This is a genomic window from Pontibacter ruber, assembly GCF_023630205.1.
GTDB lineage: Bacteria > Bacteroidota > Bacteroidia > Cytophagales > Hymenobacteraceae > Pontibacter > Pontibacter ruber.
Map to the genome: position 1 here is coordinate 26,593 of NZ_JALPRR010000003.1, position 20,238 is coordinate 46,830.

General features: G+C 47.2%; 14 protein-coding genes, 1 tRNA gene and 1 riboswitch. Of the genes, 9 read left to right on the forward strand and 6 right to left on the reverse strand.

Annotated elements, in window-relative coordinates:
- Positions 1 to 55: 55 nt before the first annotated feature.
- Positions 56 to 3,082 (forward strand): amidohydrolase family protein, encoded by a 3,027-nt coding sequence (locus tag MJ611_RS12055; RefSeq protein ID WP_250430067.1) that lies wholly within the window; start codon positions 56 to 58, stop codon positions 3,080 to 3,082.
- 82 nt (positions 3,083 to 3,164) lie between these two features.
- Complete coding sequence (locus MJ611_RS12060) at positions 3,165 to 4,508, forward strand: amidohydrolase family protein (protein ID WP_250430068.1); 1,344 nt, start codon at positions 3,165 to 3,167, stop codon at positions 4,506 to 4,508.
- Positions 4,509 to 5,196: 688 nt separating this feature from the next.
- Here MJ611_RS12060 and MJ611_RS12065 read toward each other — a convergent pair.
- The 3 genes from MJ611_RS12065 to MJ611_RS12075 all read right to left on the reverse strand — a co-directional run bounded on the left by MJ611_RS12065 (position 5,197) and on the right by MJ611_RS12075 (position 8,875).
- On the reverse strand, positions 5,197 to 7,314 hold the full coding sequence (locus tag MJ611_RS12065; RefSeq protein WP_250430069.1) for a ComEC/Rec2 family competence protein: 2,118 nt from the start codon (positions 7,312 to 7,314) through the stop codon (positions 5,197 to 5,199).
- On the reverse strand, positions 7,314 to 7,742 hold the full coding sequence (locus tag MJ611_RS12070; protein WP_250430070.1) for a GNAT family N-acetyltransferase: 429 nt from the start codon (positions 7,740 to 7,742) through the stop codon (positions 7,314 to 7,316). Before MJ611_RS12070 ends, MJ611_RS12065 begins: the two co-directional genes overlap by 1 nt.
- 86 nt (positions 7,743 to 7,828) lie before the next feature.
- Positions 7,829 to 8,875, reverse strand: coding sequence for a PhoH family protein (locus tag MJ611_RS12075; RefSeq protein ID WP_250430071.1), 1,047 nt, complete (start codon positions 8,873 to 8,875; stop codon positions 7,829 to 7,831).
- 94 nt (positions 8,876 to 8,969) lie between these two features.
- Between MJ611_RS12075 and MJ611_RS12080 the strand changes: the two genes are divergently transcribed.
- From MJ611_RS12080 to MJ611_RS12095, 4 genes are all read left to right on the forward strand, one after another.
- Complete coding sequence (locus MJ611_RS12080) at positions 8,970 to 9,746, forward strand: SAM hydrolase/SAM-dependent halogenase family protein (RefSeq protein ID WP_250430072.1); 777 nt, start codon at positions 8,970 to 8,972, stop codon at positions 9,744 to 9,746.
- A 170-nt stretch (positions 9,747 to 9,916) separates the two neighbouring features.
- Positions 9,917 to 10,207: a putative quinol monooxygenase gene (locus tag MJ611_RS12085; RefSeq protein ID WP_250430073.1), complete on the forward strand. Its 291-nt coding sequence runs from the start codon at positions 9,917 to 9,919 to the stop codon at positions 10,205 to 10,207.
- Between the two features lie 188 nt (positions 10,208 to 10,395).
- Positions 10,396 to 10,926, forward strand: coding sequence for a Fe-S protein assembly co-chaperone HscB (hscB, locus tag MJ611_RS12090; RefSeq protein WP_250430074.1), 531 nt, complete (start codon positions 10,396 to 10,398; stop codon positions 10,924 to 10,926).
- 23 nt (positions 10,927 to 10,949) lie between these two features.
- A tRNA-Leu gene (locus tag MJ611_RS12095) sits at positions 10,950 to 11,033 on the forward strand.
- Between the two features lie 100 nt (positions 11,034 to 11,133).
- Here MJ611_RS12095 and MJ611_RS12100 read toward each other — a convergent pair.
- Positions 11,134 to 11,343, reverse strand: coding sequence for a hypothetical protein (locus MJ611_RS12100; RefSeq protein WP_250430075.1), 210 nt, complete (start codon positions 11,341 to 11,343; stop codon positions 11,134 to 11,136).
- Positions 11,344 to 11,445: 102 nt separating this feature from the next.
- Positions 11,446 to 12,660, reverse strand: coding sequence for a hypothetical protein (locus MJ611_RS12105; protein ID WP_250430076.1), 1,215 nt, complete (start codon positions 12,658 to 12,660; stop codon positions 11,446 to 11,448).
- 431 nt (positions 12,661 to 13,091) lie between these two features.
- On the opposite strand from MJ611_RS12105, the gene MJ611_RS12110 reads away from it, so the two are divergent.
- The 3 genes from MJ611_RS12110 (at position 13,092) to MJ611_RS12120 (ending at position 17,930) form a co-directional block, all read left to right on the forward strand.
- A complete protein-coding gene (locus MJ611_RS12110; protein WP_250430077.1) occupies positions 13,092 to 15,527 on the forward strand; it encodes an outer membrane beta-barrel protein in 2,436 nt (811 codons plus the stop codon).
- A gap of 523 nt (positions 15,528 to 16,050) precedes the next feature.
- On the forward strand, positions 16,051 to 17,136 hold the full coding sequence (locus tag MJ611_RS12115) for a sensor histidine kinase (RefSeq protein WP_250430078.1): 1,086 nt from the start codon (positions 16,051 to 16,053) through the stop codon (positions 17,134 to 17,136).
- The gene (locus tag MJ611_RS12120; protein WP_250430079.1) at positions 17,133 to 17,930 is read left to right on the forward strand and encodes a LytR/AlgR family response regulator transcription factor; all 798 of its coding nucleotides are present in this window, start codon (positions 17,133 to 17,135) and stop codon (positions 17,928 to 17,930) included. Before MJ611_RS12115 ends, MJ611_RS12120 begins: the two co-directional genes overlap by 4 nt.
- A 342-nt stretch (positions 17,931 to 18,272) precedes the next feature.
- Here MJ611_RS12120 and MJ611_RS12125 read toward each other — a convergent pair whose 3' ends face one another.
- Entirely contained in the window at positions 18,273 to 19,622 is a 1,350-nt protein-coding gene (locus MJ611_RS12125; protein WP_250430080.1) for a Na+/H+ antiporter NhaC family protein, read from the reverse strand.
- A gap of 490 nt (positions 19,623 to 20,112) precedes the next feature.
- Positions 20,113 to 20,216: riboswitch (SAM riboswitch) on the reverse strand.
- Between the last annotated feature and the right edge of the window lie 22 nt (positions 20,217 to 20,238).

Consider the following 20,238-nt stretch of genomic DNA (forward strand, 5'->3'; position numbering starts at 1 on the left):
ACATTTGATAACTATAAACTAATCTAACTCAATCCTTTTCACCTAATACAATCTGATGAAAAAAGTCTTGATCATTGCTGCCTGCCTCGCCTGGGGCGCAGCTGGCAGGGTGATGGCACAGGAGACCTTTCCGCGCAACGGGGTGTACGACGAACGCTCCGGGCTGGTAGCCCTCACCAATGCCACGATTCACCCTGACTACAAAACCACCATCAACAACGGTACCCTGCTGATCCGCAACGGTAAAGTAGAAGCGGTAGGCACTAACGTAAAAGTGCCTGCCGGCGCTGTGGTAGTAGATGCCAAAGGCAAGCACATTTACCCGGGACTGGTAGACATGTACTCCAACTACGGTATGCCGGAGGTAAAACCTGCCCGCATAAACTATGGTTCGCCTCCGCAGGCCGAGTCCAAGAAGCAGGGAGCCTATAGCTGGAACCAGGCTATCCGACCGGAAACCAATGCCGCCGAGCTGTTTAAAGTAGATGCCAAGCAGGCAGAAGAGCTGCGTAAGCTGGGTTTTGGTGCGGTGCTTTCGGTGCACCAGGATGGCATTGCCCGCGGTACGGCCGCGCTGGTAACACTGGCTGACAAGCGCGAGAACGAGGTGGTGGTGCTGGACAAAGCTGCCGGTGCACTCTCTTTTGACCGTGGCTCCTCTACCCAGGATTACCCGAACTCGCTGATGGGGGCTGTTGCCTTGCTGCGCCAGACTTACCTCGATGCCCAGTGGAACACCATGAACCCAGGCCGCGAGCAAAATATCTCGTTAAAGGCTTTTGCCGACGCGAACAAGTATCCGCAGATATTTGAAGTAGATAACAAGCTGAACGTACTGCGCGCCGACAAGGTAGGCGATGAGTTCAAGAAGCAATACATCATCAAAGGTGCCGGCGACGAGTACCAGATGATCAAGGAAGTAAAAGCGACCAACGCCCCGCTGATCCTGACCTTGAACTTCCCGGATGCCTACAACGTGGAGGATACCTACGATGCCCGTCGTGTGCCATTGGAGGCGCTGAAGCACTGGGAAATGGCACCTGCCAACGCCGGCATGTTGCAGAAAGCAGGTGTAACATTCGCTTTCACGGCTGCTGATCTGAAAGACAAAAAAGATTTCCTGCCTAACCTGCGCAAAGCCGTACAATATGGCCTGCCGGAAGAGGAGGCGCTGAAAGCACTTACTGCTACGCCTGCCAAACTTCTGAATGCTGATAAGGTGATTGGTAGCCTGGACAAAGGCAAACTGGCCAACTTCATCATCACAAGTGGCAACCTGTTTGCAGATAACAACATCATCCTGGAAAACTGGATACAGGGCAACCAATACAAAATAACCGAAGTGCCTGCCGATTACCGTGGCGTTTATACATTGAAGATCGCGCAGCAGCCTGACCGTAAGCTGCAGATCACAGGCACACCGGATAAACCAGAGCTGAAAGTAATTGGCCAGGATACGGTTACCGGTAAAATATCTTTTAACGGTAACATGGTGACGCTGTCTTTCAACAAGGACAAGAAGAGCAACGAAGCCATCCGCCTGAGCGGCTGGTATGCGGATAAAAACCTGATGGGCGATGGCCAGCTGCCGGATGCAACGCCGGTAAAATGGTCTGCCACCTTCTCCGAAGCGATGACGCAGCAGGCGAAGAAAGACGCGGCTAAAGAAGCCAAAGCGCCTGAGTTCGGCAACATGGTATATCCATTCAGAGCGTTTGGACAAGCAGAGCTGCCGAAGCAGGAAACCGTGCTGATCAAGAATGCCACCGTTTGGACAAACGAAAAAGAGGGCAAGCTGGAGAACACCGACGTATTACTCAAGAATGGTAAGATCGCTAAAATTGGTAAGAACCTGAGCGAATCAGGAGCCCGTGTTATCGATGGTACCGGCAAGCACGTAACGCCAGGCATTATAGACGAACACTCGCATATTGCCCTGGATGACGTGAACGAAGGCACGCAGGCGGTAACTTCTGAAGTACGCATGAAAGATGTCGTGAACCACGAAGACATCAACATCTACCGTCAGCTGGCAGGTGGTGTAACAACTTCGCAACTGCTGCACGGTTCTGCCAACCCAATCGGAGGCCAGTCAGCCATTATCAAACTGCGCTGGGGTAAGAGCCCTGAGGAGTTGTTGATAGAGAATGCAGATGAGTTCATCAAGTTTGCACTTGGCGAGAACGTGAAGCACTCTAACCGCAGCAACCTGCACAGCGTGCGTTTCCCGCAGACCCGAATGGGTGTGGAGCAGGTATACGTTGATGCTTTCCAGCGTGCCAAAGAGTATGAGCAGGCCTGGAAGAGCTACAACAAACTTTCCAAAAAGAAAAAAGCTGCCGTTGGCGAACCACGCCGCGACCTGGAGCTCGAAGCACTGGTAGAAATCCTGAATGACAAGCGTTTTATCACCTGCCACTCTTACGTGCAGTCAGAGATCAACATGATGATGAAAGTGGCAGACCAGATGGGCTTTAAAGTAAATACGTTCACCCACATCCTGGAAGGCTATAAAGTAGCCGACAAAATGCGTGAGCACGGAGCCGGTGGCTCTACTTTCGCTGACTGGTGGGCTTACAAAATGGAGGTGAAAGACGCCATCCCTCAGAATGCTGGTCTTATGAATAAAATGGGTGTGGTAACTGCCATTAACTCAGACGATGCCGAGATGGCGCGCCGCCTGAACCAGGAAGCAGCCAAGAGCGTGAAGTATGCAGGTATGAGCGAAGAGGAAGCCCTGAAAATGGTAACCCTGAACCCTGCCAAACTCCTGCACTTAGACAACCGCATGGGCAGCATCAAAACTGGCAAAGACGCCGACGTAGTGCTGTGGAACAACCACCCGCTTTCTATCTACGCCAGAGCAGAAAAGACCTTCGTGGACGGTATCGCTTACTACGACCTGGAGCGTGACACCCAAATGCGTGAGCAACTGGAGAAAGAGCGTGTACGCCTGATCCAGAAAATGCTGAACGCGAAATCTAGCGGTGCGAAAACACAGGCTCCGGTAACAAGAAAAGCGAGCGTGCTGCATTGCGAAGATGTGGAGCACAACGAAGAAGAAGGTTACCTGGCGTATTAAATTGTTAGTTGTTGATTGTTAATTGTTGTTCCATACAATCAACAATAAGCAATCAGCAATCAAAAATTCAACAATTAAAATCATGAAGATTCATAAAAGATATATTTCAGCTTTTGTTGCGCTGATGCTGAGCGTGCCTGTGTTTGCACAGGTACCGGCACCTGCTCCAAAGCAAAGCAAACCTGTCTTACTTACAGGCGCTACCCTGCACGTGGGCAACGGTACCGTGGTAGAGAATGCTGCCGTAGCGTTCGATAACGGGAAGATCACCTACGCCGGTCCAAAGAGCGGTGCCAACACCAACGGGTATGAAGTAGTGGATGTAACAGGCCAGCACATCTACCCGGGCCTGATCCAGCCGAATGCACAACTAGGTCTTAACGAGATCGAAAGTGTGCGCGCGACACTCGACATGCGCGAGGTAGGGCAGATGAACCCGAACGTACGTTCTGTTATCGCTTATAATACCGACTCTGATATCATCCCGACCATTCGCGCGAATGGCGTGCTGATGTCGCAGGTAACGCCGGTGGGCGGTACTATTTCCGGTTCTTCTTCTGTTGTGCAACTGGATGCCTGGAATTGGGAAGATGCTGTTGTAAAAGCAGACGAAGGCATTCACCTCAACTGGCCGGCCATGCTTATCCAGACAGGCTCTACACCGGACCCAAGACTGGCAAATTTCAAACAGCAGCGCGAGCAGGCTTTAACCGACCTGGCACAATTGTTCCGGGATGCTTCTGTTTACAAAGCCGCCAAGAACGACAAGGAGAACCTGAAGCTTTCGTCTATGGCTGGCTTGTTCGACGGCTCCAAGAAGCTCTACATTCATGCGAACTATGGCAAGGAGATCATTGAGAGCGTGAACTTTGTGAAGCAGTTTGGCGTGAAGGATATCGTGATCGTGGGTGGCGGTGATGCTGTGGCGGTGATCGATTTCCTGAAGGCAAACAACCTGCCTGTGATCTACTCCGGTGTACACGCATTGCCATCTCGTGCGGAAGAAGATGTTGACATGCCGTACAAAACGCCATTCCTGCTGCAAAAAGCAGGCGTGCCGTTCGCACTGGATTATGACCTGAGCATCCACGGTATCCGTAACCTGCCTTTTATTGCAGGTACTGCCGTAGCGCACGGCCTGGACAAAGAGCAGGCACTTGCTGCCATCACGCTTAACACAGCCAAAATCCTGGGAATCGATAAAGAGGTGGGTTCTGTGGAAGTTGGCAAAAATGCAACGCTGGTAGTATCTTCCGGCGACCTGCTGGACATGCGTACCAACAACGTAACGCACGCGTTCATCCAGGGCCGTAAGATCGACCTGAACAACAAGCACCGCTACCTGTATCAGAAATTCGACAACAAGTATAATGCGGAAACGAAACCTGCTGAAGCAAAGCCTGCAACTAAAGCAATGACGAACTAGGGTTTGCAAATCATAAAAAAAGGAGCTGCCAGATTCTGGCAGCTCCTTTTTTTATGTTCATACTCAAATGTCATTTCGAGCAGAGCGAGAAATCTGATACAGTTTTATAGCTGAGTCGGCAAGCCATTGCTTCGTAGCTGCCTTTCTTCCTCAGTCTTACTTACCTATACTTTCATTGTCTGCTTTGGTGCGCTCACGGCCGCGGGGCCTCGTCCTTTGGGATCGCGCTGTCTAGCTTTCCTGCCTAACGGCTGCCACTGTCGTGGCACCGGAAACCCAGAAGGCGCTCAACCCAAGGACTGGAAACAGTTCGATAGCTGCTGTCTATGCAACTTCAACTAAGTGTCCCCTTGAAGGGACTACGGGGGTGTTAAGCAGAGGCTACAAAGCAATAGCATTAGCCATGTGCACTGATGACGATTTTTTGTTTGAGCGGTCAGCGAGTGGGGGTAGGGGCCCTCGACAAACAAAATCGTCTTGATTCTTTTGCACTCCCCTCCTTTTTTCAAGGAGGGGTGCCGCAGGCGGGGTGGTTTATCTCATCAAGAAGAAAAGTAAGGCCCAGCCGGCGAGGCGGGAGCCAGCTAAAAGCATGTAAGTATCTCTAAAGATGTGAGGCTAAAAGAGAGGTGATATTTTGTTGGGAATGGTAATTTATACTTGATTGTATCGATTCAGAACTGAACCCTCACTCCACCTCCACCACAAAAGCTCCCTTCTCCGTCACATCATAGAAAGGAATGCCGGTTGTGGTTAACTGCTGGCGCATACGCTGCAGGTACCAGGGCTTGTTGGAGGCGTCAAGTATAAGGTGCTTAAAGGAAAAGGGAAGTAGGTCCTCCGGATTTACACGAGCACTGTTTGTCAGCAGCACATAATCTATACTTAGGGCTGCCTTAGGCTGTACTTTCAGTGGTCTGGAAATAACCAGCAGTTTCTGCCCCTGCCATACATACAGGCTGTTGCTGTCTGGTAGCAGCGCGTGCGAAATACCCGAAGGCAAGTTTGCAGCTGAAAAAGTAGCAAACGCCGGCTGCTCTATCCCTTTGTGCCACAGGTGCGGCTGCATGTTAAACGTATAGTTGCGCTCATCCAACTCCAGCCCCTTGTCAGCTAAAACAATGGCATCCTGGCCTCGCACAAGACTAAGGGCGGAAGTGCCTCGCAAACTATAAATCGTAAGGGCGCGCTGTTGTTGCTGTTGCATACCTTCCCTTATTTCCTGCACCGCAAGTATGGCTACTATACCTGTAGCTAACACTAAGTATGGCAGACGCCGCAGCACCAGGAAAAGTATAAAGCACAGCATCAGGGCGTACAACATCCAGGCTTGGCCCGCACTGATGTCTATGCCTTGGATCAGTGCCTGAGGGAGTTGGTGAACCCGTATCGTAAATTCATTCATGAACCAGATGGTCCAGAAATGAAGCTGGAATAACAGAAAAGATAAGAATGGTACCCAGCTGAAAGCCAGCGCAGCCATACCTGTATAAAGCACGCCTGTCGATACCGGCACTACCACCAGGTTTGCCAGCCAGAAGTAAACCGGAAACTGATGGAAGTACAGCAAGCCCAACGGAAACGTTATGAGTTGTGCCGCGACCGAAACAGTGAAAAGCACCCATACTTTGTCGAGCAGCCGGTTATCGAACTCAAGTGTCTTGTAGAGCAAAGGCTGCAGGTAAACAATGCCTAAGACCGCCAGGAAGGAAAGCTGGAAGCCAACATCCAGCAGGTAATAAGGGTTGTAGAGCAAGAGGAAAAATGCTGCAACGGCCAGCGTGTTGTAGATGTTGGACTGCCGGCTTATGGCCCGTGCCACCGTCACCAGGCTGAACATAACTACTGCTCTTAACACAGAAGGCGAAAGCCCGGTAACAAATGCATACAGCCATAAAAAACTGATCAAGGCAACGGCTACTGCAATCCGTTGTTTGCGGGTACGGTTAACATGGACAAGCGCCAGCATCAGCACACCATAGATCAGGGCAACGTGTAAACCCGAGACAGCCAGCACATGGGTGGTGCCGGTGTTGTTGTATACTTTCAGAATCTCGTTGTCCAACTCATCTTTCACGCCAAGTATAAGTGCCGACGAGATCCCATACTCACGACGTTCTGCTATATGCTCCTTGAGCAGGCTGTCCAGTTTTCTGCGAAGGTGTATGCTGAAGTATAAAATGGGATTAGGAGGGGCGGAGCCAACCTTCAGGTACTGGTGCGACTGCAGGTAGTGGCGGTGGTATACTTGCTTGTTAGCCAGGTAAGCCCTGTAGTCGAACTGGTTCGGATTGAGTGCAGGCGTAACAGGTTGAGGTGCGCCTTTTATCAGCAACCTGTCGCCGTAACCAACTTCATACTCCTTATCAGAGTCGTGGGGAATGGAGAGCTGTACCTTGCCACTTGCGCTTTTCCATTCCCCATCAACCAGTAGCTGTTCTACAGACAGCACGGTACTCTGGTAGCCCGGCTTCTGCATTACATAATCATCTACAACTCCGGTGTAATAAGTGGCTGCTGAAGGTAATTTGCTGAGATGATTTGGTTGGTGTGACTCCGTGTTTAGGTTCGTAAACCAGGCGCCGCCCGCAGCAAAGCACAGCAGGGCAAGTATGCCGGCTGCCGCCGTTACGATAGCCGATTTGAGCCGCCACGAAAGTATAACTGCTACCAGGTAGGCAGCAACAAAAAAGGCAAAGACCTCCAAAGTATAGGGGAGGTCTCTGCCTGAAAAAATGTACAGCAGGATACCTGCTATAAAGCTAAGCGTAACGCGGACGAACGGATAAGGCGCCCACCGTAACATCAGCCTACGAAGTACATTTTATAGTGCTGGATATCGCACTCGCTGAACATATCGCCTTCTGTAGCGAAGCCGTGACGCTTATAAAAGTTAACAGCCGGCAACTGGGCATGCAGATATATTTTCTTGTCGGGGTGCGCAGCCTGCACATCCTGTAATACTGCTTTCAGAATCTCACCGCCTACGTTTCGGTTGCGGTATTCCGATAGCACGGCAAAGCGCTCCAGCTTTACGCCATGCTCTGTGGTGCGCCAGCGGGCGGCTCCGCAGGGCGTGCCCTCGCAAGTAGCCAGGTAGTGGCTGGCAGTTGGCTCATACTGGTCGTACTCGGCGTCGCGGGGTACGTTCTGTTCCTCTACAAATACTTTAGACCGTATGGCAAAAGCTGCCTGCAGGTCCTGCTCATTCTTAACTCTGGTAAGCTCAATCATGTTAAACACAAAGCCTTAGCATAAGTAAAGGGATAAGGCCAACAGACCTTATCCCTTTATACTTGAGTTCAGCTTTTAATCTGAATTTATACTTCTTTTACTTTACGTCCGTTCACTCTTTTCTTCTCCGGGCGGTCTGCAAGGTCCTCTTCAGCAGCTGCGGCTTCGAGTTTGGCAGCGCGGCGCTCGTCCTCTACTTTGGTATAGGCTGCCACGATGTCTTTCACCAGGCGGTGACGCACCACGTCATCAGCGCTCATCTCTACAAAGCCAATGCCTTTTACATCACGTAGGATGTGCAGTGCCTCTGATAAACCGGAACGCTGACTGCGCGGCAGGTCAACCTGAGAGCGGTCGCCGTTCACCATTACCTTCGAAGTAGGTCCCATACGTGTCAGGAACATCTTGATCTGGGCCGGTGTCGTGTTCTGGGCCTCATCGAGCAATACAAACGCGTTGCTCAGGGTACGGCCACGCATGTAAGCCAGCGGCGCGATCTCGATGATCTTGTTTTCCTGGTAGTACTTGAGCTTTTCCACCGGGATCATATCTTCGAGGGCATCGTAGATCGGGCGCAGATACGGGTCCACCTTCTCCTTCATATCACCGGGCAGGAAACCCAGGCTCTCGCCGGCCTCCACCACAGGTCTGGAGATGATGATCTTCTTTACCTCTTTGTTCTTGAGTGCACGCACAGCAAGCGCCACCGAGATATAGGTTTTACCGGTACCGGCTGGCCCCAGTGCAAACACCAGATCGTTCTTTTCCACGGCATCCACCAGTTTTTGCTGGTTTGGCGTCTTGGCCTTTATCACACCACCCTTGCTGCCATACAGCAACACGTCCGGCGACGTAACAATTACCTCCTCATCTGTAAAAGAATCGGCAGAAAGGTATCTGTTTACGCTGTTATGCGTAATCTTACCGAACTTATGGTAATGGTCGATCAGCGAAGACAGGATTTCGTGTATTTTAGTGATCTCAGGCGTCTGCCCTTGTATCTTTATCTCGTTACCTCTGGATATGATTTTGCTGCTTGGAAAAGCGGCTGCCAGTTGCTTTATGTTCTGATTCTCTGTCCCCAGAAAATCAATCAGAGATATGTTCTCTAATGTTATTACTTTCTCTACCAAATGCTTATCTTGTATATAGTCTGTTGGTAATATATTCTTGAATTTAACTAAATTTGTTTCATATAGATGACAAATCTACTCAAATTATAGTTCTATGGCTGTAATTACCTTTACCTCCGATTTTGGTTACACCGACCACTATGTGGCGGCCGTGAAGGCCAAAATACTATCGCAGGACCTCCAAGCGATCATCGTGGATATTTCCCATGCTGTTGAACCTTACAACATCCCGCAGGCAGAATACGTTCTCGGTTCTGTTTTTCAGGACTTTCCGGAAGGAACCGTACACCTGGTGGCCGTGGACACCCACGGTAGCAGGAAGGGCAAATATCATGCTGCAAAGTATAAAGGGCACTATTTTTTATTGCCCGACAACGGGTTGCTCTCACTGCTCACCGACGGAAACCCCGACAAAGTTGTTGAGATCCACTCCGATAACCAGCTCATGCCTTTTCCGGCCAAGGACCTGCTCGCGCAGGCGGCGGTCTTTCTGGCAAAAGGCGGCGACCTGGAAGTGCTGGGCGAACCAACACAGGACATGCGCCAGTTGCTGAACCGGCAGCTCCGCCTCAACGATCACTCCGTAACAGGGCATGTGATACACGTAGATCGTTATGGTAACCTGATCACCAACATCACCCGCGACTGCGTTGAAACCATCGCGCACGGACGCACCTTCACCATTCATTTTGGCCGGGAGACGCTGAGCCGCATCAACCCAAACTACAACCAGGTAGACGACGGCGATTGCTGCTGCATATACAACAGCCTGGGCCAGCTTTGCGTGGGCATCAACAAGGGCAATGCCTCTGAGCTGCTCGGCCTCGGCTTCGACTCCCAGATAGACGTGCGCTTTTACCCGGGAGGCTGAGGTAATTTGAAGATTTGTAAATTTGAAGATTTGAAATTGAAGCTGGGACTTAGTGTGCTGAGTTCGCAAAGGAATGTGTTATAAGAACAATCGTATCATCTTCTCAATTTCCTGACAAATATTGTCCATCTTCACATCTTTAAATTTCCAAATCTTCAAATTAAAAACTTATGCTAATTCGCATCGTCCGGATGACATTTCAGCCGGAGAAGACAGGGGAGTTCCTGGAGATATTCCGTACTTCGAAAGACAAGATCAGGGCGTTTGAAGGCTGCAACCATGTGGAGCTGCTCCAGGACCTGAACCACCCGAATGTGTACAGCACCTACAGCCTCTGGGACTCCGAAGAGCACCTGAACAACTACCGCGACTCGGAGCTGTTCGGCCAGGTATGGAAAGCAACCAAAGCGCTTTTTGCTGACAAGCCGCAGGCATGGTCGAATGTGTCAGTTAACATTTGAACAGTTAACAGGAAGCAATTAGCAGTAAGCAGTAAACAAGTATAAAGACAGCATTTGCAGTAGTTTTAAACATTACTACAGCTTTTCCTGTACTTTTGCTAAGTATACCATTTACATCAGAACTGATAACTGTTTAATGATTATTGGTTACTGAGATAACTATTAACTGCTTACTGCTAACTGTACCTATGAATTACTTCGAGTTTTATAATATACCGGAAAGCTTTCTGGTGGATGAGAAAGCGATCAAGAACAAGTACTACCAGCTGAGCCGCGAGTATCACCCGGACTTTTACGCCAACGATACGCCGGAAAAACAGCAGGAGATCCTGCAGCTTTCAACGCTCAACACCAACGCGTACCGCACCCTCAGCGATCCGGACCTGCGCATGCAGTACATCCTGAAAGAACACGGCAAACTGGAGGAGGGCAAGAACGAACTGCCATCTGATTTCCTGATGGAGATGATGGAAATTAATGAGGAGCTGATGGAGCTGGAATTCGACTTTGACGCAGCCAAACTGCACGAGATAGGAGAGAAGAGCACGGGCATTATGGCACAACTGGAAAACGATATTTTGCCGGTTTTGCAGCGCTACCCTGAGGTTCATGGTTTTACCAAAGAAGAGGCCCTGGACGAGGTAAAAACTTACTATCTGAAGAAAAAATATTTGTTGCGTATTCAGGAAACTTTATCTAAGTTTGCAACCCGTTCCTGATAGATGATCAGGAAAAAAGTAATGCCTTGGTGGCGGAATTGGTAGACGCGCTGGTCTCAAACACCTGTGAGGTTACACTCGTGCCGGTTCGACTCCGGCCCAAGGTACAAGTGCACATGAAAAGCCCTGTAAGTTAATTGCTTACAGGGCTTTTTGTTTTGGGGGACGGTATAGGGGACGGAATTTAAGCTATTAAGTGATATGTTATTATTGATCATCCATATCTCTTCCGTGAAATCCCCATCTTGATCCGGGCTCAGTTAATTCATCATAAGAGATAGTAGTAGCTTTGTTGTATATATTTCGAACCTTATTTTCGGTTCCTGAAGAACGTTCAAAGATTTCAAACATATACATTGTGAGTATAACATTCCAAATCACTAGAAGTCCAATAATAAGTCTTGTTCTGTTTTTCATTACTTGTTATTTTTTACAAAGAGAGAATCTAAGCTAATAGAAATATTCCCTCGTTAATATAATTGCTATATAATTTGTATTACCGCTCTAAGGATACAATTCTCACTTTCCATTTCTAGATATGGAAAGAGAATCTATGATTTTATTTAACAGATCTTTATTAACATCATTCTCCAATTTTATCCTCTCTAAATCAGATGTAGATTGATCTTTGGAAATAATCATGTTTCTCTCTGAGATAGTCAAGTCATTTACAAGCTTATTTATTGTTTCTTTATCATCATTTATCAATGCAGCTTTTGTAGCAATTAGTTTGAGATCAATATTTGTTAATTCATTTTGATAATACTTGACATCTATTATGTTTGTCTTGTACATTCTTATGAAATACAAGAATATTGTTAATAGGCTCAATATTGACACCATTTTAGGGACGAGCCTTACTGTAAAATCATTCCAGTCATTTACGTTTTTAAAATCTGTAGAAAAGAATGATGTGTAGGAAATAATTCCAATCATTATAAAGGCTATTAAGAAACATAAAAGTAAATTAATAATTGCCTGACGATTCAGTCTACTAGTTTCTTCTTTAAGTCTTTCTTGGGAATCTGAAAAGGAATTGATTATTGTACTAAATCGGTCATTTCTAACATCTTCTTCATTCCTTTTTAAATCTGTATACTCTATTACTAAATTTAAAAATTCATCTCTTTTATCTTGAAGAGGAGCAGATAAATCATACACTTGTTTAAGTATCTTGGCTCGTTTAATGTCAAGACCACTTAAGTTCTTTTCTGCTATCTCGTTGGTAGTGATCCAATTAATAAAACCTATGCTTTTTCTTTGATCCCCTTCTCTAATCCTTAAATAGTTTTGAATTGCATTTGACGTAGTAGATGGATACCTAAGTGATGAAGTGAAAAATGTTATTATGATAACACTTATTGCTCCAGCGATAGTTACAAATATCAGAAGTTCCGTACTGGGTTTTTGATTCAGTTCATCTAAATACTGTGTTGCTTCATCCCTTTGACGCTTTAGAAACTCAATTTGCTCTAAAACCTTTGCGCGCTCTGGGCTATTTAAGGAAGTACTATCAGTGTATGTCTTACTATATAGTGAGGAGAGCTGCTTATCAATTTGTGTAATCCTGCTTTTCTCAATGTCTAACTTACTATTGGTTATATCCTTCTGTTCTATTTCTCTTAAAACAAATGACAACAACAAACCTACTGCAAAACTTGAGATAACTATAAGTATAGCCAACTTATAGTATCTACTTTGCATTGGTAATAACAAGGATGTGATAAGGCTCATGAAAGATTATTAAATGAAGATTAGGGTAGCAATATATTTATAATATTACTATATATCTATTTTAAATAAAAAAACCGGTTTTACCCGGTTCTTCTAATTAAAACTCGGCTATCTCAAGTATAGCTGAATACTCATCACAACTAGGATAATAGAGAAAGTAATCTATTTAATTTACTATTACTGATCTTGCCCAATGTGGCTGTTCCATATTAGGCAGTTACTTGTAACTAAATTCGTCCCTTACACCTCTGATTTCCAGCAGCGACTTCTCAGAGCCTCTACCTGCCACTCTCCTACACTGCATCATTCCGCACAAGCACAGCAATTATCAGGCATCTCACATCATTTCCGTTGTCCTCCCGCTGCAGGCAAAGCATCTTTGCACAGGTTCTATCATAACCGAACACCACCATTCCTAAAACTGATAAACTATGAAAAAACGAGTAACCACTATCGTCCTGCTTGTGCTGCTGCAGTTGGTGCAGGCACAGGCGCAACAGGCACCTGCTATACATGGAAGCGTGGTAAGTGCAGAAGGCAAGGCCATAGAGTATGCGAATGTTATACTTTTGCAGGCAAAGGATTCCGCTGCCGTTATAAGCACGCTAGCGGATGAGTCAGGCAGATTCCATTTCACCTCCGTTAAGGCTGGCACTTACATGATCGCTGTTAAGCAACTGGGGTATCAGCAGGCATTCAGCCAAAGTATAACGGTAACAGGGCAGCCAGTTACTATTGAACCTATCATGCTTACACCAACTGTAAACCAGTTGGCTGAGGTAACGGTGCAGGGGCAAAAGCCATTGCTGGAAGTACAGGAAGACAAGCTGGTGCTGGATGTAGCCCAGAGTATAACGGCAAGCGGAGGCAACGGACTGGAGGTACTGGAGAAGCTCCCGGGTGTAAGTATAGATCAGGATGGCGGCATTACCCTGAACGGGAAAACAGGCATATTGGTAACCATTAACGGGAAACAGACAAACTTACCCGCAGCCGAGGTGGCAAACCTGCTCCGCAACATGAGTGCCAACACCATGGAAAAAGTGGAGCTTATCACGCATGCTTCTGCAAAGTATGATGCCGCCGGCAATGCAGGTATCATCAACATCAGGCTTAAAAAAGGACTGGCCGATGGCACCAACGGAAGTATAACGGCTGGCACAGGCTACGGCAAGTATGGCAAAGCCAATGCAGGCATCAACCTAAATACCCGGGGCGATAACTTTAACCTCTTCGGAAACTATAACTACCTGTATAATAAACGCTTTACAACCCTTGATCTGAAAAGAAGTGTAACGCATGAGGGCAAAACCACTTTTTTCGATCAGTTTAACTACAGACCTTCATTTTCACATAGCCATACTTACCAGGCCGGGGCAGACTTTACTTTAAGCAAAAACGATCAGCTGGGCATACTTTTCAATGGCAGTAACTACATCATGGAGGTAGATCCCAGAAATACCACAGACTTCAGAAGTAACCCGACTGCCGCGCCTGACTCCGCTTTGCGACTGAAAAACCACATCGACACGGAATGGTTTAACTACACGCTAAACGCTAACTACAAGCACAGTTTTGCTCAGAAAGGTCATGAGATAACCGCTGATGTAGATTACTCAGGTTTCGATTTTCAGCAGAACGATAACATTACCACGGACTTTACTTTCGCGAACCCGGCAAAACCAACTTACAGCCAGACCCTGAGAAGCGACGTGCCTGCCGATATTTCCATACTTGTATTTAAAACTGATTATGCATTGCCGCTTGGCCAGGGCACACAACTGGAAACCGGTGTAAAAATGAGCCATGTAAAAACCAAAACCGACATTTTGTATGAAGAACTGCATGATAACGTTTGGAGAACCGACGAGACCAGGACCAACGATTTCCTTTATACAGAAAACATCAGTGCAGCCTATTTAAACTTTTCAAAACAGATCCACACGTTCAGCATACAGGCAGGCTTACGCGCCGAGCATACTATGGCAGAAGGAGAATCTGAAAGAGCGGAGGTCACAGACAAAAAAGACTACCTGCAGTTTTTTCCGAGCATTTCGGTAAGGCAGCAACTAAGCGACAAGTATAGCATTGGCTTATCGTACAGCCGCCGAGTAGATCGCCCAGTGTACCGCGACCTGTTCCCGTTCATCTTCTTTATGGACCCTTATACGTATGTGAAGGGCACCCCATACCTGCAGCCGCAGTTTACCAATACCATACAGTTGTCGGGTAATTATAACAGCAGCTATACTTTAACCCTGGGCTACAGCCATACAAAAGACTTCTTTACAACCATTACCCACCAGGATGATAAAACAGGGATAGGCTATGCCTCTAAAGAAAATTTCAAAGACTACTACAATTATAACCTGAGCCTGATAGCCCCGATCGTAGTAACAAACTGGTGGGTGAGCAACAACAACGTAAGCGTGTTCTATAACAAGTTCAACACTGTGTTCCTGGAAGAGAAACTTGATATCGGGCAGTTGAGCGGCACTGTAAACTCAAGCAACTCCTTTAAACTACCCAATGCTTTATCGATGGAGCTGAGCGCCCTCTACCAGTCTCCTACGGTGATGGGGGCCTATCATGTAAAGTCTAATTACAACGTAAATCTGGGCGTACAAAAACAGGTCTTACAGCAGCGTGGGAACATCCGGTTAAGTATAACGGATATCTTTAAAACCAGCAGGATGAGCAATACCATAAACTTCGCGAACATGAACATGGACATGGATAGCCGCTGGGAAAGCCGCCAGGTGCGCCTGAACTTTACCTACAACTTCGGCAACAAAGACCTGAAACCGCTACGCCGAAGAAGCTCCGTTTCGGAAGAGGAACAACGCAGAGCCAGCCAGTCGAATTAGAAATTACAGGGAGCAGTTAGCAGTGAACAGTAATAAGTAAACAGTGATCAGTAACCATTAGTACAACATAAAACCATGAAAAACCTGTTTGTATTCACATTGATGGCGTTAGCCTTAGCTGTAGCCCAGGAAATTGAACTTACTAACCGGCCTGGCTTTAGACCGGTTAGTGATGCCTTTAAAGAGTAAAACACTGCGTTACGGAGCTGTTAGCCCCAATGCAGTCAACTTAAGGATGATCGTTGGTATGTGTCATTCCGAGCGAAGCCGAGGAATCTTATACAGCAGTTAGACAAATAAGATCTCTCACAGCTACGCTGGCTCTTCTCGGCTCGCGCCTCAAGAGTGTTCGAGATGACAACTTTGCATAAATTGACTGCATTGCTATTAGTACTGCCTTAAAAACAGGAATTTACTGTCGCATTTCACCACATATAAGTGACTGATACTAAAATTTGTACTGTCGTTAGCCATTTAAAAACTTTCTGATAACTTTCCTATAGTATTGACAATACACCAAAGTATGCTGCCGGTTAAAAGCGAAATCTTACACAAGTATAAATGGCCTGCCAGCCTGCTGTTCTGGCTTTTTGTGGGAATTCTGTATGTTTTATACACTACGCTGCTGGACCTGCATGCGTCAACTCCTCCAGTTGTATGGTATCAGCATAGCAGCTATAAAATTGCCGTTCACATTGTCTGGGGTGTTATAACGGTACCTTACCTGCAATTGCTTAGCAAAGCAGGGGCGCCAAATAAGTGGGTTAAATACATTTTATTAACTATTGCTGCCGCCGCCATTCATGCTTTTGTAAGTGTGGTAAGCTACGGGTTGCTGGCATCCATGATATCTTTTGATACCACATTTGAGGCAGGGCGCTACTGGGATGGTGGATTTTACCATTTCTCCAGACTGTACTTTATCAGCTGGCTTACAACAATCGTCATCTTTATAGCCTGGCTGGGCTGGGAAAACCTTCAGGCAAATCAAAGACAGGCCAAGCTTAATGCCGAACTGCAGTCGCAACTGGTACAAACCCAATTGCAGATGCTGCGCATGCAGCTAAACCCGCACTTTATCTTCAACACATTTAATACCATTTCGATGATGGTGCGGGCCAACAAAAACGAAGAAGCTACCGACATGCTGGCAAAACTGGCCGAGCTGCTGCGCGTCAGCCTTTATAAAAATGAAAAGCAACTAATTCCCCTTCACACAGAACTGGAGTATTGCCGCCACTACCTCGACATTGAACTGGTGCGTTTTAAAGACCGGTTAAAAGTTGAATTTGACGTGCAGCCGGAAACCGAAAAGATAATGGTGCCCGGTATGATTTTGCAGCCTCTGCTGGAGAACGCTTTTAAACATGGCCTGATGAATTCACTAGACGCTGCTCCTATTCTTAAAATTGAAAGCCATCAGCTGGAAAAGGATCTAATCATCAGTATTAAAAATACCGGTAAATTAGAAACCACGGTGTATAACGGAAATGGCATTGGGTTACAGAATGTACGGGAACGCTTAAAACTGCATTACGGCGATAAAGCACATTTTGCCTTAGAGCAGCAAAACGGTTTGGTGTTGGCAAGTATAAGTATAGCCTCATGAGCAAGTATAAAACCATAGTTGTTGACGATGAGCCGGCCGCTCGCGAAGGTTTGGCTGCACTACTACAAGCAGATGCTGAGGTAGAGGTGATCGGTATCTGCGCAAACGCTTTAGAAGCCATAGACCTGATGCAGCACACAACACCCGATATACTTTTCCTGGATATCCAGATGCCTGAAGTTAATGGCTTTGAACTGCTTCGGTCACTCTCTGTGACTCCTCCTGCCGTAGCTTTTGTTACCGCTTACGATCAATATGCCATTGCCGCTTTTGAGCACCACGCCATCGACTACCTTCTAAAGCCATTCACGAACGATCGCTTCCGCAACTGCCTTGCCAAGTGCAAAAGTGTAGTAGCGCAAAAGAACCAGGGAGACTTAAGCGAAAAAATCCGGCAACTGCTGCAGGAACAGACAACTCAGAAAGAAGAAAAACTGATTAGTCCGGTTACCTCCATTAATGCGCTGAACAAGCTAAGTATAAAAGCCAACGGCAAGATCCTTCTCCTGGACCTTAACGACATCTGGTACTTTGAGGCGGAAGACTATTATGTAAACATCCACTATAAATCACAACGCATTCTTATCCGGGACAGCATTAAAAACCTGGAGCAGCTGCTGGCAGAAAAGCAGTTTTGCAGAATTCATAAATCGTCGCTGGTGAATCTGCAAAAGGTAACGGAACTGGAAAACCACTTCAACGGCGGCTTAATTATGAAACTGCAGAACAACACGGAGCTTAAAGTAAGCAAGAACCACAAGCAAGCGCTTCTGGAGCGATTTGGACTAGGATAGCCCGCATGTGATGGAATGAGCCTTTATACCTGACAAAGGTTTTATCCCATAGTGATCCGGAAAGCAGGAGCCTTACTGGAAGCTGCAGCAAAGGCAGGGCTACTCACCGCTACGGCTGTACATCATAGCTGTTTTTAACGCAGACAAATGAGAGGTGGCAAAACTTCGCTTAAAGTTTGTTAACATTTATTAAACAACGAAAACAAGCTGAAATAGACGCTAGAAACACACATTCTAAAGCATCTGCAGCTGTTAAGAACTTACTATAGTCCGGCTCAAGGTACAAAAGCCCTGCAGATATTCTTCTGCAGGGCTTTTTGTTATCTAGCTTTATAGTTTCTATCACCCCACCAACTGCTTCTCCGGCTCCAGGCTATGCTCTTTCCGGGCCAGGTACTTATCTACAACAGGTGTGTAAATGGCAAGTAAGGTGAAGAGCAGCAACAGGTACAGGTACCATGCCTTGGAGAGCACGTCTACAAACGAGATATCGCCTTCGGTGTAGCTCAGCATGAGCAGCATTTGGGCACCGTAAGGCAGCAGGCCCTGCACAATGCAGGAGAAAATATCGATAATGGCGGCTACTTTGCGCTTGTCCAGGTGGTAGCGCTGGCTGATCTCTTTTGCCACCGGCCCCACCATAACAATCGAAACAGTGTTGTTGGCAATAGCGCTGTTCACGCCACTCACTAAAAAGCCAATACCCAGCTGCGAAGAGCGGAAACCACGAATAAGACCATTTACCTTGTTCAGCAGAAACTGAATGCCACCTGCCTCGCGCACCATTTCAGCCAGTCCGCCCGTCAGCATCGAGAGCAGGAAGATCTCTGTCATACTGGTAAAGCCTTCGTATACTTTCTTCCCGAACAAAAGCAGGTCGATGCTGCCTTGCTGCAGGCCAATTACGCCGGAGGCAACTGTGCCCAGCACCAGCACGGCAAACACATTCATGCCCGAAACGGCCAGCACCAGCACCAGCAAATACGGCACGATCTGCCAGAAAGAAACATCCGACAAGGAGGGCGCAACGGTACCTACAGCAGTGGAGCTTTCCTGTCCTGCAAAAAGTAAAAGCAGCATGGTCAGCAGTGCGGCCGGGCCTGCGATCATTACGTTCACCCGGAATTTATCTTTCATGCTGCAGTCCTGCGTTTGGGTAGCTGCAATGGTGGTGTCTGAGATAAAAGAAAGGTTGTCGCCGAACATAGCGCCACCCAGCAACGAGCCCAGCATGAGCGGAAGCGGAGTGCCACTTTGCTCGGCCAGCCCCACCACGATCGGGCCGAGCGCCACAATGGCTCCAACGGAAGTGCCGGTGGCCGTAGATAGAAAGCTGGCCAGCAGGAACACACCAAACGCCAGGTACTGAACCGGAATGATGCTGAGGCCCAAGTTCACGGTTGCATCCACGCCGCCAACTGCTTTGGTCACAACGGCAAAGGCACCCGCGAGCAGGTAAATAACGCACATGGTGATGATCTGGGAGTCGCCGCAGCCACGTATCAGGGCATCTACTTTGGCGTTTATGCTTCCTTTAAGTATAAAGAAGGCCGAAATAATGCCCAGCAGTACGGCAACCGGCGAAGGCAGGCCATAGAAGTCGTTCAGGACGATGCCAGCCCCTAAAAAAACAATTACAAAAATAAGAAAAGGCAGCAGCGCAGTACCGCCTGTTTTCTGAATAGAATTCATGTTAAGTGTGTAAAGTATAAATAGTTAATCCCGGCTGATGGTAATGCAAGTATGGTTACCGGTACAGTGGTGCAGCTCAGCCGGGATCAGCTGCACGTATTTATAAGGTTGGTAGACTGTCTTATTTGCCAGATAGGCTGCTGTAAACCGGAGCTACAGGAAGTATAAGAATAAGGGCATGTTGGTATTGTTTAAAATCGGATGATGCTTCTGCACTGCGCTGTTACAGCAGGTGCAGGAAGTATAATTTAACAGGGAAATTAGTTGAGGTACCAATGCTGCGGGCAAACTGCTGTATAGCCACAGGCCAAAGCATGAGCATACAGCCCTTAAGTAACAGATCAGGAAAGATTATTGAAAAGCTACCCCGCCGATATTGGAGTTAACAACAACAGCAACAACAACACATGCAGGCTGCAGGCGCGGCCGCTAAGGAAGCAATGGTTGATGAAAGGAATGCTGGTGTTGTGTACGGCTTGTTCATGCGTAAAATTTATATATCCCAAAACTGGGCAGGAGTTAGCACCTTTTCAGTTGTACTGTTGGTTGCTAGAGGTTCGCGGAGCCTGCTCTCTTCCCTCTTCTTTATAAATCTTTTTAATAAAGATGCTGCAAA

What these genes read in the sequence shown, in the direction of transcription:
- MJ611_RS12055 (WP_250430067.1), top strand. Translation starts at nt 56, where the DNA reads ATGAAAAAAGTCTTGATCATTGCTGCCTGCCTCGCCTGGGGCGCAGCT.
- MJ611_RS12060 (WP_250430068.1), top strand. Translation starts at nt 3,165, where the DNA reads ATGAAGATTCATAAAAGATATATTTCAGCTTTTGTTGCGCTGATGCTG.
- MJ611_RS12065 (WP_250430069.1), bottom strand. Translation starts at nt 7,314, where the DNA reads ATGTTACGGTGGGCGCCTTATCCGTTCGTCCGCGTTACGCTTAGCTTT.
- MJ611_RS12070 (WP_250430070.1), bottom strand. Translation starts at nt 7,742, where the DNA reads ATGATTGAGCTTACCAGAGTTAAGAATGAGCAGGACCTGCAGGCAGCT.
- MJ611_RS12080 (WP_250430072.1), top strand. Translation starts at nt 8,970, where the DNA reads ATGGCTGTAATTACCTTTACCTCCGATTTTGGTTACACCGACCACTAT.
- MJ611_RS12085 (WP_250430073.1), top strand. Translation starts at nt 9,917, where the DNA reads ATGCTAATTCGCATCGTCCGGATGACATTTCAGCCGGAGAAGACAGGG.
- hscB (WP_250430074.1), top strand. Translation starts at nt 10,396, where the DNA reads ATGAATTACTTCGAGTTTTATAATATACCGGAAAGCTTTCTGGTGGAT.
- MJ611_RS12100 (WP_250430075.1), bottom strand. Translation starts at nt 11,343, where the DNA reads ATGAAAAACAGAACAAGACTTATTATTGGACTTCTAGTGATTTGGAAT.
- MJ611_RS12105 (WP_250430076.1), bottom strand. Translation starts at nt 12,660, where the DNA reads ATGAGCCTTATCACATCCTTGTTATTACCAATGCAAAGTAGATACTAT.
- MJ611_RS12110 (WP_250430077.1), top strand. Translation starts at nt 13,092, where the DNA reads ATGAAAAAACGAGTAACCACTATCGTCCTGCTTGTGCTGCTGCAGTTG.
- MJ611_RS12115 (WP_250430078.1), top strand. Translation starts at nt 16,051, where the DNA reads ATGCTGCCGGTTAAAAGCGAAATCTTACACAAGTATAAATGGCCTGCC.
- MJ611_RS12120 (WP_250430079.1), top strand. Translation starts at nt 17,133, where the DNA reads ATGAGCAAGTATAAAACCATAGTTGTTGACGATGAGCCGGCCGCTCGC.
- MJ611_RS12125 (WP_250430080.1), bottom strand. Translation starts at nt 19,622, where the DNA reads ATGAATTCTATTCAGAAAACAGGCGGTACTGCGCTGCTGCCTTTTCTT.